Consider the following 13,618-nt stretch of genomic DNA (forward strand, 5'->3'; position numbering starts at 1 on the left):
CTGACAGCCCGCCGCCTGCGTGCGGACATCACGAACATTGAAGGACGAGGGTGAGATGAACCTGCTGGACAAGATCAGGGGAAAGTCCGAAACCGAGGCGCTGGGGCCGACCCCGCCCGAGCCAATGGACACGACCATCGACACGCGCGGTCCGGGCTTCGACACGACGCGCGCCGCGGAGTCGACGCTGGCGGGTGTCGAGGGCATGGCCCACGGCGATGTGCCGACGTCCATCATTTCGCAGGCCCTTCCCACCGATCCGGGCCCGGCCAGCGAGTTCGCGCCCAGCACGATGAGCTTCGCGCCGACGACGCAGGCCGCCGACCCGACCACGGTGCTGGACGGGCAGTCGGCCACCGGTGCCGACAAGCTCGGCGAGCTGTTCGGCCGCCACCGGCAGCGCGTGCTGACCGGCCTCGTCGTGCTCGGCCTGGTCGGCACGGCCGTCTCGGTCAGCCTGGTGCTGGCGAGCTCCAGCCGCAGCGCGGCCCAGGTGCGCGCGGCCGGCCAGGCGCTGATGCATTCGCAGCGCATGGCCAAGTCCGTGTCCGCGGCCCTGGTGGGCAACCCGGCGGCCTTCGGTGAGCTGAGGGAGTCGGTGGGCACGCTCGGCAGCGTCGTCACCAACCTGCGCACCGGCGAGGGCCCGCTGGCCATCGCGCCGGCCGCCGTGCAGCCGACGCTGGAGTCCATCAAGCCCCTGGTCGAGCGCGCCGAGAAGAACGGCAAGGTCGTGCAGTCGCAGGAAAAGATCCTGACCCAGGTCGGCCAGGCGCTGCGCGCCATCAACCGCCAGTCCAGCGACCTGCTGGAGTCCGCCGAGGCTGTGTCGTCGCAGGCGCTGCAGATCGGTTCCTCGGCGGGCGAGGTCTCCGCGGTCGGTCAGCTGGTCATGCTGACGCAGCGTATCGGCAAGAGCGCCAACGAGTTCCTGACGCAGGAAGGCGTCAGCCCCGAGGCCGTGTTCCTGCTGGGCAAGGACCTGAACTCCTTCAAGCTCATTACCGAGGCCCTGATCAGCGGCAGCCCCGAGCTGCGCCTGAACGCCGCGAAGGACCCGCAGCTGAAGGAACGCCTGCAGACCCTGCTGAAGCAGTACGAGCAGACCCGCACCCAGGCTTCGGCCATTCTGGGCAATCTGCAGGGCCTGGTGTCGGCGCGCGAGGCGCAGACGGCCATCCTGAACGACTCCGAGCCGCTGCGCAAAGGCCTGGAGCAGGCCGCTGCCGACCTCGAAAAGTCCGGCGGCGCCGGCTGGGGCCTGATCGCCTTCATGGTGCTGTCGCTGATCGCGCTGGTCGCAGGCGCCATCGGCTTCCTGCGCCTGTTCGTGGCCGACCAGTCCGAACGCGCCGCGCACGCCGAAGCCCAGCGCCGCGAGGCCGAGGCCCAGGAGCAGGAGGCCAAGCGCGTCAACGACGCCAACCAGGCGGCCATTCTGCGGTTGATGAACGAGCTGTCCACGGTCGCTGAAGGTGACCTGACGCAGCAGGCCACGGTGACGGAGGACATCACCGGCGCGATCGCCGACTCGGTGAACTACACGGTGGAGGAGCTGCGCAACCTCGTCGGCCAGGTGCAGACGACGGCGGCCCGCGTGACGGACACGACCGGAGCGGTGGACCAGACCTCCACCGACCTGCTGGCCGCGTCCAAGGAGCAGCTGCACGAGATCCGCGCGACCGGCGAGGCCGTGCTGGGCATGGCGAGCCGAATCACCGACGTGTCCGCGCAGGCGCAGACGACGGCCGAGGTGGCGCGCCAGAGCCGTCAGGCCGCCGAACAGGGCCTGGCCGCGATGCAGAACAACATCGCCGGTATGAACACCATCCGCGACTCCATCCAGGAGACGTCCAAGCGCATCAAGCGCCTGGGCGAGTCCTCGCAGGAGATCGGCGAGATCACGGAGCTGATCTCGGACATTACCGAGCAGACCAACGTGCTGGCCCTGAACGCCGCCATCCAGGCGGCGTCCGCCGGCGAAGCCGGCCGCGGCTTCTCGGTGGTTGCGGAAGAAGTGCAGCGGCTGGCCGAACGCTCCGGCGACGCGACCCGCCGGATTGCCGCCCTGGTCAAGACCATTCAGACCGACACCCACGACGCCGTGGCCGCCATGGAGCGCTCGACGCGCGGTGTGGTGGAAGGTACGCAGCTGTCCGACGCGGCGGGCAAGGCGCTGGAAGACATCGACAGCGTGTCGCGCCAGCTGGACGACCTGATCGTGCGCATCTCCTCGCAGGCCAAGCAGGAGGCCGACCACGCCAACGAGGTCGCGTCCAACATCCAGCACATCTTCGCGGTGACCGAGCAGACTTCCGAGGGCACGCGCTCCACGGCCCAGATGGTGCATGAGCTGTCGCGTTCCGCCGAGGCGCTGCGCGCATCCGTGTCCCGATTCAAGGTCGCCTGATGAAGCGCCCCTCGTCCAGTCTTGCCGCGCTGAACGCGGGCAATCCCGACCGGTCCCCCGAGGGGACGGCGATGCATGCGGCGTTGAGCCGCACGGACATCGCCTGCGGGCCGGCTTGGGGCGGCCCTGCGCCGGTCCGCCGCAATGCAACCGTTTCAGCCGCTCACTGACATGGACAGCTCCTTGCGAGACGCCGAACTCCCGGCCGACCTCAGCCCCCTGGCCTGGGTGCAGGAGGAATTGCGCCGGTCACTGGAATCGGTGCACAAGACCTTGCGCCGCCTCGTGCGCGACGGCGCCGACAACCGGGTCACGGCCTTCGGTGCCGACACCCAGCCCAGCCCGCCGCTGCAGCAGGCCGCGGCCCAGCTGCACCAGGTCAGCGGCGTGCTGTCCCTCGTCGGCCTGCCGGCGGGCGCCAGCGTGCTGCGCGCCGCCGAGGTCGCGGTCGAGCGCCTGGCCCAGCATCCGCTGGAGGTCGAGTCCGGCACCGTCGACATCATCGAGCGCGCCGACTTCGCGCTGCTCGCCTATGTCGCCCGGCTGCTGGCCGGCAACAAGACCTCGCCGCTGGCCCTGTACCCGAGCTACCGCGACCTGCAGCAGCTCAACGGCATCGAACGCATCCACCCCGCCGACCTCTGGCCCTACGAATGGGCCTGGCGCAGCCTGCCGCTGGAGGCCGACGTCGCGCCGCGTTCCCCCGAGGCCGTGCGCGCGCCCTTCGAGGCAGCGCTGCTGCGTCAGATGCGCGAGCCCAGCCCGGCGCATGCCGCCAACCTGTCCGGCCTGTGCGCCGGCCTGGCCGCCGCATTGCCGGCCGGTAACGGCCGCACGCTGTGGCAGCTGGCCGCCGCCGTCTTCGAGGGCCAGGCCCTGAAGCTGCTGGGCAGCGACGCCTACACCAAGCGCCTGGGCTCCAAGCTGCTGCACGAGCTGCGCCTGGTGGGCCAGGGCGAGCAGGACGATCCGCAGCGCGACCGTCTTGCCCAGGACCTGCTGTTCTTCTGCGCGCAGTGCCGCGTCACGCCAGGTGTCGGCCCGCGCCTGACGGCTGTGCACGAGGCCTACCGCCTGACCGACGAGCAGGCCGGCAATTACGAGGATGCCAGCCTTGGCCGTATCGACCCCGCCTGGGTCGCCCAGGCCAAGCGCCGCGTGCTGGCCGCCAAGGACAGCTGGTCCAGCGCCGCCGAGGGCGACCAGCATCGCCTGGCCAGCCTGGACGAGCAGTTCGCCGCCCTCGCCGAATCCTTGACCCGCCTCTTCCCCAGTGGTGAGGTGCTGGCCCAGACGCTGCAGCGCGCCGTCGTCGCGACGCTGCGCTCGCGCACCACGCCCCCGCCGGCCCTGGCGATGGAGGTCGCTACCAGCCTGCTCTATGTCGAGGCCGCGCTGGAAGACGCCGCCTTCGACCAGCCCGAGCAGGCCGACCGCGTGCGTCGCCTGGCGCGCCGTGTCGAGGCCGTCGCCCATGGCCAGCCGGCCGAGCCGCTGGAAGACTGGATGGAGGACCTGTACCGCCGGGTCTCCGACCGCCAGACCCTGGGCAGCGTCGTGCACGAGCTGCGCGCCAGCCTGTCCGAGGTCGAGAGGCAGTGCGACGAATACTTCCGCAATCCGACCCAGCGTGAGCTGCTGATCCCCGTGCCCGGCCAGCTGCAGGCCATGCGCGGCGTGCTCAGCGTGCTGGGCCTGGACCAGGCGGCCCTGGCCACCGTGCGCATGCGTGACGAGGTCGACGGCCTCGCCAATACCGAGATCGACTTCGAGCGCGCCGGCGCCAAGGGCGTCTTCGAGCGCCTGGCCAACAACCTCGGCGCCCTGGGCTTCCAGATCGACATGCTCAGCGTGCAGCCGGCCCTGGCCAAGCGCATGTTCCAGTTCGACGAGAGCACCGGGCGGCTGGACGCCGTCATGGGCCGCCGCGAAGGCGCCGTCGAGCTGCCCGACTTTGTGGCCAGCGGCTTCCAGGCCGACCTCGAACCCGAGGCGGCACCGGCGTTCGCGCACGAGGCGACCCAGCCTCTGCGCGTGGACCTGGGCTCGCTGGAGCTGCCCGACCTCAGCCTGCCCGACGTCGACCTGTCGCAGCCGGTGGCCGCGCCTGTGCCGGCTCCCGTGCCGCCAGTGCCAGCACCCGCTGCGCCAGCCGTCGCCGAGCCCAGCGTGGCCGACGACCCGGAGATGCGCGAGATCTTCCTGGAAGAGGCCGACGAGGTCATCGCTAACGCCCGCGCCGCGCTCGAGGCGCTGCGCTCGGAGCCGGCCGATCACGCCCAGCTCACCATCGTGCGCCGCGCCTTCCACACGCTCAAGGGCAGCGCGCGCATGGTCGGCCTGAACGACTTCGGCGAAGGCGCCTGGGCCTGCGAGCAGCTCTACAACGCCCGGCTCGCCGAGGCCCATCCCCACGCCGATGCGGCGCTGGCAGGCTTCACGGCCGAGGCGCTGGATTATTTCGCCCATTGGCGCGAGCAGATCGCCGGCACCGTGCCCGGCCACAGCCTGCCCGACCCGCTGCGCCGCAGCGCCGATTCGCTGCGCCTGCAGGGCCAGCCGCTGGCGCTGGACTGGCCGGCCGCCGAGGCACCGGCCGAGCCGGTGCAGCCCGCCGAATCCCTGGCCGAGGCCCTGCCGGTGGCCGAGACCGTCGAGGCTGCCGCGCCGCTGGACCTCGGCTTCGCCGACACGCAGCCGCCGCCGGTCGAAGAGGTGGTGCCGCTGGAGCCCGACTTCGTCCTCGAGCTCGCCGCGCCGGCCGCCGCGGCCAGCCCGGCCGAGCCCGCCCGCGCCGAGCCCGTGCTGTCGCTGGACTTCGGCGCCACCGAGCTGCTGCCGGACACCCACGCGCCGACCGAACCCCTGCCGCTGGCGCCGGCCGTCCCGCACGAGGAAGCGCCGCTGCCCAGCCTCGGCGTCGAGCTCGACCTCGGCGAGCTGCCCGAAGTGGCCGAGGTCATCGAGACCCCGGCCCTGCCCGACGACGAGCCGACGCTGCAACTGCACGTGCCGGAGCACGAGCACCTGCACGCGGCCGAGCCTGTTGCCGCGGCTGAAGCGGCGCCGCTGCTCAGCCTGGTCGAGCCGGTGGCGCCGACCGAGCCCGAGCCTGCGCCGGTCGACCCCGACGAGGGCTTCAAGCTCATCGGCCCGCTGCGCATCAGCATCGCGCTGTTCAACATCTTCCTGAACGAGGCCGACGAGCTGTCGCGCCGGCTCTCCATCGAGCTGGCCGAATGGGCGTCCGAGCTCAGCCATCCCGTGCCTGCCAGCAGCGAGGCCCATGCCCACAAGCTGGCCGGCAATGCGGCCACGGTCGGCTACGACGAGCTGTCGGCCCTGGCCCGCGAGCTGGAGCACACGCTGGGCCGCGCCCAGCGCGCCGTGCGCTACGAGGAGGCCGATGCCGAGCTCTTCCTGCGTGCCGCCGACGACATCCGCCGCCTGTTGCATCAGTTCGCCGCCGGCTTCCTGAAGCCGCACGACCCCGAGGTCATCGAGCGCCTGCATGCCTACGAGCCGCAGGAAGAGCCGCTGACCGCCGCGGCGCCGCTGGACGAGCTGTCGCTGCCCGCCGCCGCTCACGGCTTCCTTGCCGAAGAGCCCGCTCTGCCGGCCCACATCGTGGCGGCCGTGCCCGAGCCTGAACCCGAACCCGCGCTTGTGCCCGAGCCGGTCAGCCAGGCCGCCGCGCCCGCCGAGCCGCCCCCTGTGGCCGAACCGGTGGCGCTGCTCGAGGCGGCGGCCGAGGCCGAGCCCGAAGCGGGCCTGCCCGACAACATCGAGCCCGACCTCTACCCGATCTTCGAGGAGGAAGGCCGCGACCTTCTGCAGCATCTGCACGGGGCGCTGCGCGAATGGCTGGCCGAGCCTGCCGACCTGGGCCGCTCCGACGCCTGCATGCGGGCCCTGCACACCTTCAAGGGCGGTGCCCGCCTCGCCGGCGCGATGCGCCTGGGCGAGCAGGCCCACCACCTGGAGTCGTCCATCGAGGCGCTGCTGCGCGCCGGCAGTGCCGACTTCGGCCAGGTCGAGGCCCTGCAGCACGAGGGCGACGCCCTCGAGCATGCCTTCGAGCAGCTCGGCCGCAGCCTGATGGCGCCGGCAGCTGCCGCGCCCGTGGCCGCACCGGTACCGGCGCCCGCCGTGGCCGCCGAACCCAGGCCCGAGCCGCTGGCCCGCTTCGCCACGCCGGCCCCGGTGGCCGACGCGGCGGCAGCCGAGCCGAGCCGCGAGATCGACTGGAGCCGCTTCACCGACACCGCCGAGATCGAGCCCGGCAGCGACAGCCTCGCCATCGGCCAGGCCCAGGTCCGCGTACGCGGCAGCCTGTTGGAGCGCATGGCCACCCAGGCCGGCGAGGTCAGCATCCGCCGTGCGCGGATGGAGTCCGAGCTGACCCAGATGAAGGGCGCCCTGCTCGACCTGGACGACAACCTGGAGCGCCTGCGCGCCCAGCTGCGCGAGCTGGACCTGCAGGCCGAGGCCCAGATGCATGCCCAGCAGGAGCTGGCGCAGCAGGGTGGCCGCGAGTTCGACCCGCTGGAGTTCGACCGCTACACCCGCTTCCAGGAACTGACCCGCATGCTGACCGAGTCGGTCGGCGACGTGGCCACGCTGCAGCGCGCGCTGGGCCGCAGCGTGCAGTCCGGCGAAGACGAGCTGGCCGCGCAGTCGCGGCTGACCCGCGAACTGCAGGACGACCTGCTGCGCACCCGCCTCGTGGAGTTCGACTCCATCGGCGAGCGCATGCACCGTGTCGTGCGCCAGGCCGGCCGCGACACCGGCAAGCAGGTCAGGCTGGAGATCAGCGGCGGCCATACCGAGCTGGACCGCTCGGTGCTGGAGCGCATGTCCGGCGCCTTCGAGCATCTGCTGCGCAACAGCGTCAGCCATGGCATCGAGACGCCCGAGCTGCGCACGGCGGCGGGCAAGGATGCGACCGGCACGCTGCGCATCGAGGTGCGCCAGCACGGCAACGAGGTGCTGCTGAACTTCGCCGACGACGGCGCCGGCCTCAACCTCGCCCGCATCCGCGAGCGCGGCCTGCAGTTGGGCCTGATCGCGCCCGACGCCGAGCCCGACGAGGCCCAGCTCAAGCGCCTGATCTTCGCGCCCGGCTTCTCCACGGCGAGCCAGATCACCGAGCTCAGCGGGCGCGGCATCGGCATGGACGTCGTGCGCGCCGAGGTCGGCACGCTCGGCGGCAGTATCGAGACGGCCTCCATGGCCGGCGAGGGCACCAACTTCCTGCTGCGCCTGCCGCTGACGACGGCGCTGACGCAGATCGTGCTGCTGAAGAGCGGCGACCAGGTCGTCGCCGTGCCGGCGGCGCTGATGGAGTCCGTCCAGCGCGTGCCGGTCGACGCGGTCGAGGCGGCCTATGCCACCGGCAAGCTCAAGCATGGCGGCGCCGAGCTGCCCTTCTATTGGTTGGGCGGCCTGCTCGGCAGCCACGGCCGCGGCCACACGCATGGCAAGCACGCGCCGGTCGTGCTGGTGCGCAGCGCCCAGGCCGCGCTGGCCCTGCACGTCGACGAGGTCATCGGCAACCAGGAAGTCGTCGTCAAGAACCTCGGGGCCCAGCTCAACCGCGTGCCGGGCCTGGCGGGCATCAGCTTGCTGGCCTCGGGCGATGTGGCGCTGATCTACAACGTCGTCGCGCTGGCCGACTGGTACGGCATCGACGCCCAGGCCCGCCTTGCGGCGGCCCATGCGCAGTCGCTGTCGGCCCAGCCGGTCGCGCCGGTGGCCGAGGAGGTCGCGCAGGCGCCGCTGGTGATGGTGGTCGACGATTCGCTGACCGTGCGCCGCGTCACCCAGCGCCTGCTGGAACGCGTCGGCCTGCGCGTGATGCTGGCCAAGGACGGTCTCGATGCGATGGAGAAGCTGGCGGGCGACGAACTGCCGGCCGTGGTGCTGTCGGACATCGAGATGCCGCGCATGGACGGTTTCGACCTGGTGCGCAATATGCGCGCCGACTCGCGCCTGGCCGGCCTGCCGGTCATCATGATCACGTCGCGCATCGCACAGAAGCACCGCGACTACGCGGCCCAGCTCGGCGTCGAGCATTACTTGGGCAAGCCCTATGACGAGGAACACCTGCTGGGCCTGATCCAGCAGTTCACCCGTCACGCGGCGAGGGCCTAGGCGCCGCCATGTCCCAGGTTGTCGACCATCTCGCCGAGCTGACGGGCTTCCGTGACCGCGACGTCATGGACGTCACCCTCGTCATGGCCTTGCGCGACCTGCTGGAGCCGGAGTCGGTGGCCATCTACCGCACCGTCGGCGAGCCGGACCAGGAGCGCTGGCTGACGCGGGCGCATCTGCGTGCCGGCGATGCCGTGGCCTCGGCCGACCCGCTGTGGGCCAAGCCCGAGGCGCTGCCGCTGGTGAGCGCGCATCCGCTGCGGCTGGAGGCCATGCGCAGCCGCAGCGTGACCCAGGTCGCCCAGGGCGGGCAATGGCTCTACCTGTTCCCGATCGCGACCGACCGCGACGTCGTCGGCGTCATCGAGATCCTGTCCACGCGCCGCCTGGGCGCCGGTTCGCAGCGCATGGTCAGCAGCGTGCTGCGGATCTATCACAACTTCCAGGGCCTGCTCGACTACTCCGAGCGCGACACGCTGACCGGCCTGCTGAACCGCAAGACTTTCGACGAGAGCTTCCTGAAGGTGCTCGGCGACATCCCGGCCAAGCATGCGCTGCCTGAGCATGGCGCCGAGGACCGCCGTCACGAGGCGGCCGTGCCGCACTACGTGCTGGGCGTCATCGACATCGACCACTTCAAGTCCGTCAACGATCGCTTCGGCCACCTGATCGGCGACGAGGTGCTGCTGCTGCTGTCGCGGCTGATGCGCGGCTCCTTCCGCTTCCACGACCTGCTCTATCGCTTCGGCGGCGAGGAGTTCGTCGTGCTGATGCGCTGCGACGAGGAGATCCACGCCGGCGAAGCCTTCGAGCGCCTGCGCCTGAACACCGAGCGCTACGCCTTCCCCCAGGTCGGCCGCATCACGGTCAGCATCGGCTTCACCGAGGTGCGGGCCGGCGATGCGCCGGCCGCGGCCTTCGAGCGTGCCGACAAGGCCGTCTACCACGCCAAGGCCCACGGCCGGAACCAGGTGCACAACTACGCGGCCCTGGTGGCCAGCGGCCTGATTCAGGAAATCGCCCAACTGTCCGACATGGAGCTGTTCTGAGCCGGCTGCTTCAGGCTGCCCCGCCGGCCGGCTAGGCCCGTTTCTTCACGACGGCATAGCGCGCCAGTGTGCGTTCGCGCGCCAGCGCATGATTGACGACGGGCTGCGGGTAGTCCATGCCCGGCATCGCCAGCGGCGCGCGCTCCCAGGGCGCGTGGATGGCCTTGGCATCCAGCCCGGCCAGTTCGGGGCAGTAGCGTCGGATGAAGCGACCCTCGGCATCGAACTTCTCGCTCTGCGTGGTCGGGTTGAAGATGCGGAACCAGGGCTGGGCGTCGCAGCCACTGCTGCTCGCCCACTGCCAGCCGCCGTTGTTGGCGGCGAGATCGAAGTCCAGCAACTGCTCGGCGAACCAGGCCTCGCCGCGCCGCCAGTCCAGCCCCAGGTCCTTGCACAGGAAGCTGGCCGTCACCATGCGCAGTCGGTTGTGCATATAGCCGGTCTGGCGCAGCTGGCGCATCGCGGCGTCCACCAGCGGGAAGCCGGTGCGGCCCGCGCACCAGGCCGCGAACAGCGCATCGGCCTGCTCGCCCGTCTCCCATTGGATCGCGTCGTACTCGGGCCGGAAGGCGGCCGTCATCGCGCGTGGGTGGTGGTGCATGAGCTGGTGGTAGAAGTCGCGCCAGATCAGCTCCGACAGCCAGGCCTCGGCGCCGCGTTCGCCGCCCTGCATGCGCTCGTGGGCGAGGCGGGCCAGCCGGCGGATGGAGACGGTGCCGAAGCGCAGGTGCACGCTGAGGTAGCTCGGCCCCTTGGTGGCCGGGAAATCGCGCCTCGCGTGGTATTGGTCGATGCGCTCGAGAAAGTCGGCCAGCAAGGCCTCGGCGCCGCGGCTGCCCTGGCCGACGAAGGCGCTCAGGCCGGCCGGCAGGAAGCCGATGTCCTGTAGTGTGGGCACGCCGTGCGCCAGCGGGCTGGGGGCCAGCGCCGCGGCGTGGCGCTCGACCGGGTAGCTGCCCAGGTAGAAGGCATCCAGCTTGCGCAGCCAGGCGTTCTTGTAGGGCGTGAACACGCCGTAGGGGCCGCCTACGGCCGTCATCAGCTCGCGGCGCTCGAAGACGATGTGATCCTTGAAGCTGTGCAGCGCCACGCCGAGGCCGGCCAGGCGCTGGGCCACGAGGGCGTCGCGCGCCAGCGCCTGGGGCTCGTCGTCATGGTTGCAGAACACCGCCTGCACGCCCAGCTCGGCCGCCAGGCGCGGGATCTCGTCCGTTGCGCTGCCGAGGCGCACGATCAGCGCGCCGCCCCGGGCACGCAGCTCCTCGTCCAGCACCTGCAGCGCGCCGAGGATGAACTCGACGCGCCGGTCCGCGCGAGGCAGGACGTCGAGGATGTCGCGGTCCAGCACGAAGGCGCAGAACACCTGTCGGGCGCCGGTCAGGGCCCGGTACAGCGCGGCCTGGTCGTCCACGCGCAGGTCGCGGCGGAACCAGACGAGTGCGCGGTCGAGATCGGGATTCATGCCCGCAGATTAAGGTCTTTGCGCCTGCCACGAAGCGGCCTGATCCGGCCAAATGCCCACCTCCCAGGCGATCAGGGACCGGAGCGCAAAGAGCCCAGAATAAAATGCCGGCCATGCCCGCCGACCGGATCGTCCTGACCAACCAGTTCCTCATCGCCATGCCCGGCATGGCCGACGAGGCCTTCGCAGGCACGGTGGTCTACCTCTGCGAGCACAACGACAACGGCGCCCTCGGCCTCGTCATCAACAAACCCATCTCGCTGACGCTGGGGAATCTGTTCGAGAAGGTCGAGCTCAGCCCGCCCTCCGACTCGCTGGCCGAGACGCCGGTCTTCTACGGCGGCCCGGTGCAGACCGACCGCGGCTTCGTGTTGCACGAGCCGCTGGACGAGGAGGGCGGCCACTACAACGCCACGCTCGCGGTGCCCGGCGGCCTGGAGATGACGACCAGCCGCGACGTGCTGGAAGCGCTGTCCAACGGCGCCGGCCCGCGCAAGATCCTCGTCACGCTGGGCTACAGCGGCTGGGCCGCCGGCCAGCTCGAGGAGGAAATCGGCCGCAACGGCTGGCTGACGGTGGACGCCTCGCCGGCCATCATCTTCGACACGCCGGTGGAGCAGCGCTACGAGAAGGCCCTGGGCCTGCTGGGTATCGACCCGCGCATGCTCAGCTCGGATGCTGGACACGCATGAGGCCTGACGTGGCCTCCGCCGATCCCGCCCGACTTCATTCCTTTCTCGCTTTTGATTTCGGCCTGCGCCGCATCGGCGTGGCCAGTGGCACGCGCCTGCTCGGCGCGGCCGAGCCGCGCGGCACGATCCGGGGCGGCGACTTCGACGCCATCGCCGCCCTCATCAAGACCTGGCAGCCCGACGCCCTCGTCATCGGCGTGCCGCGCCACCCCGACGGTGCGCCGCACGAGATGACGGCCAAGGCGCAGAACTTCGGCCGCCGCCTGTGCGGGCGCTACCACCTGCCCGTCTTCGAGGTGGACGAGCGCTACACCAGCGTCGAAGCTGAAGCCGAAGGCGCCCATGACGTGGATGCCGCCGCTGCCGCCCTGATCCTGGAACAGTTTTTTAGAGAGCACCCATGAGCGACCTCAAGCTGGATGCCGAGGCCCTGTACCTCGAGCTCAAGAAAGGCGTGCAGCGACTGCTGAGCGCCGACACCGCCCTGGTGGGCATCTGGAGCGGCGGCGCCTGGCTGGCCGAGCGCCTGGCGGCCGATCTCGGCCTGCCCTCCGGCACCATCTCCAGCGCGCTGCACCGCGACGACTTCGGCTCGCGCGGCCTGGCCAAGGCGGACCACACGACGCTGCCCTTCGAGGTCAACGGCCGCGACATCCTGCTGATCGACGACGTGCTCTACACCGGCCGCACGACCCGCGCCGTCCTCAACGAGCTGTTCGACTTCGGCCGCCCGGCGCGCGTGCAGCTCGCCGTGCTGGTGGACCGCGGCGGGCGCGAGCTGCCCATCGAGCCGGCCTTCTCGGCCGCGCGCGTGACGCTGGGCGCCGAACAGAAACTCCGCCTGGCCCGCTCGGAGGCCGGCACCTTCAGCTTCGAGGTGAAGTGATGCTGTCCAAACGAAATCCCCAGCTGAACAAGCATGGCGAGCTGATCCACCTGCTGTCCATCGAGGGCCTGCCGCGCGCGGTCGTCGAGCAGATCCTGGACACCGCCGGCAGCTTCCTGTCCGTCAACGACCGCGAGGTCAAGAAGGTGCCGCTGCTGCGCGGCAAGTCGGTGTTCAACCTGTTCTTCGAGAACAGCACCCGCACCCGCACCACCTTCGAGATCGCCGCCAAGCGCTTGTCGGCCGACGTCATCAACCTCGACATTGCGCGCTCCTCGACGGCCAAGGGCGAGACCCTGCTCGACACGGTCGCCAACCTCAGCGCCATGCATGCCGACATGTTCGTCGTGCGCCACAGCGAGAGCGGTGCGCCCCACCTGATCGCCCAGCACTGCGCGCCCCATGTGCACGTGGTGAACGCCGGCGACGGCCGCCACGCCCACCCGACGCAGGGCCTGCTGGACATGTACACGATCCGGCACTTCAAGAAGGACTTCCGCAACCTGACGGTGGCCATCGTCGGCGACATCGTGCACTCGCGCGTGGCCCGCAGCGACATCCATGCGCTGAACATCCTGGGCGTGCCCGAGATTCGCGCGGTCGGCCCCAAGACCCTGGTGCCCGGCGACCTGCGCGACATGGGCGTGCGCGTCTGCCACGACATGGCCGAGGGCGTGCGTGACGCCGACGTCGTCATCATGCTGCGCCTGCAGAACGAGCGCATGAATGGCGGCATGCTGCCCAGCAGCGGCGAGTTCTTCAAGCATTTCGGCCTGACGCCCGACAAGCTGGCCCTGGCCAAGCCCGATGCCATCGTCATGCACCCGGGGCCCATCAACCGCGGCGTGGAGATCGCGTCCGAGGTGGCCGACGGCAAGAGCAGCGTGATCCTGCCCCAGGTCACCTTCGGCATCGCGGTGCGCATGGCCGTCATGGCCATCCTGGCCGGCAACGAGGCTTGAGAAC

Annotated in this window: 8 protein-coding genes; 7 read left to right on the forward strand and 1 reads right to left on the reverse strand. The window is 70.9% G+C overall.

Annotated features, from left to right (window positions below; translation table 11 throughout):
* Nucleotides 1-55 precede the first annotated feature (55 nt).
* From EV671_RS09800 to EV671_RS09810, 3 genes are all read left to right on the forward strand, one after another.
* Nucleotides 56-2,410 (forward strand): methyl-accepting chemotaxis protein, encoded by a 2,355-nt coding sequence (locus EV671_RS09800; protein ID WP_132571127.1) that lies wholly within the window; start codon nt 56-58, stop codon nt 2,408-2,410.
* 171 nt (nt 2,411-2,581) lie between these two features.
* A complete protein-coding gene (locus EV671_RS09805; protein ID WP_132571128.1) occupies nt 2,582-8,563 on the forward strand; it encodes a hybrid sensor histidine kinase/response regulator in 5,982 nt (1,993 codons plus the stop codon).
* Nucleotides 8,564-8,571: 8 nt separating this feature from the next.
* Nucleotides 8,572-9,612: a GGDEF domain-containing protein gene (locus EV671_RS09810; protein WP_132571129.1), complete on the forward strand. Its 1,041-nt coding sequence runs from the start codon at nt 8,572-8,574 to the stop codon at nt 9,610-9,612.
* Between the two features lie 31 nt (nt 9,613-9,643).
* Here EV671_RS09810 and EV671_RS09815 read toward each other — a convergent pair whose 3' ends face one another.
* Nucleotides 9,644-11,074 carry a cryptochrome/photolyase family protein gene (locus EV671_RS09815; RefSeq protein WP_132571130.1) on the reverse strand — a complete coding sequence of 477 codons (1,431 nt, stop codon included), beginning with the start codon at nt 11,072-11,074 and terminating at the stop codon, nt 9,644-9,646.
* A gap of 104 nt (nt 11,075-11,178) precedes the next feature.
* On the opposite strand from EV671_RS09815, the gene EV671_RS09820 reads away from it, so the two are divergent.
* The 4 genes from EV671_RS09820 to EV671_RS09835 are packed head-to-tail and all read left to right on the forward strand — an operon-like array spanning nt 11,179 to nt 13,614.
* Nucleotides 11,179-11,766 (forward strand): YqgE/AlgH family protein, encoded by a 588-nt coding sequence (locus tag EV671_RS09820; protein WP_415840429.1) that lies wholly within the window; start codon nt 11,179-11,181, stop codon nt 11,764-11,766.
* Nucleotides 11,763-12,170, forward strand: a complete 408-nt coding sequence (gene ruvX / locus EV671_RS09825; protein WP_132571132.1) for a Holliday junction resolvase RuvX — start codon at nt 11,763-11,765, stop codon at nt 12,168-12,170. The genes EV671_RS09820 and ruvX overlap by 4 nt, the downstream gene beginning before the upstream one ends.
* Nucleotides 12,167-12,652: a bifunctional pyr operon transcriptional regulator/uracil phosphoribosyltransferase PyrR gene (gene pyrR / locus EV671_RS09830; RefSeq protein WP_132571133.1), complete on the forward strand. Its 486-nt coding sequence runs from the start codon at nt 12,167-12,169 to the stop codon at nt 12,650-12,652. The genes ruvX and pyrR overlap by 4 nt, the downstream gene beginning before the upstream one ends.
* Nucleotides 12,652-13,614: an aspartate carbamoyltransferase catalytic subunit gene (locus tag EV671_RS09835; RefSeq protein ID WP_132571134.1), complete on the forward strand. Its 963-nt coding sequence runs from the start codon at nt 12,652-12,654 to the stop codon at nt 13,612-13,614. Before pyrR ends, EV671_RS09835 begins: the two co-directional genes overlap by 1 nt.
* The last annotated feature ends 4 nt before the right edge of the window (nt 13,615-13,618 follow it).

The organism is Roseateles saccharophilus (assembly GCF_004342485.1).
Classification (GTDB): domain Bacteria; phylum Pseudomonadota; class Gammaproteobacteria; order Burkholderiales; family Burkholderiaceae_C; genus Pelomonas; species Pelomonas saccharophila.

Coding starts and splice junctions, on each gene's coding strand:
- EV671_RS09810 (WP_132571129.1), top strand. CDS start 8,572: ATGTCCCAGGTTGTCGACCATCTCGCCGAGCTGACGGGCTTCCGTGAC.
- ruvX (WP_132571132.1), top strand. CDS start 11,763: ATGAGGCCTGACGTGGCCTCCGCCGATCCCGCCCGACTTCATTCCTTT.
- EV671_RS09835 (WP_132571134.1), top strand. CDS start 12,652: ATGCTGTCCAAACGAAATCCCCAGCTGAACAAGCATGGCGAGCTGATC.
- EV671_RS09800 (WP_132571127.1), top strand. CDS start 56: ATGAACCTGCTGGACAAGATCAGGGGAAAGTCCGAAACCGAGGCGCTG.
- pyrR (WP_132571133.1), top strand. CDS start 12,167: ATGAGCGACCTCAAGCTGGATGCCGAGGCCCTGTACCTCGAGCTCAAG.
- EV671_RS09815 (WP_132571130.1), bottom strand. CDS start 11,074: ATGAATCCCGATCTCGACCGCGCACTCGTCTGGTTCCGCCGCGACCTG.
- EV671_RS09805 (WP_132571128.1), top strand. CDS start 2,582: ATGGACAGCTCCTTGCGAGACGCCGAACTCCCGGCCGACCTCAGCCCC.
- EV671_RS09820 (WP_415840429.1), top strand. CDS start 11,179: ATGCCGGCCATGCCCGCCGACCGGATCGTCCTGACCAACCAGTTCCTC.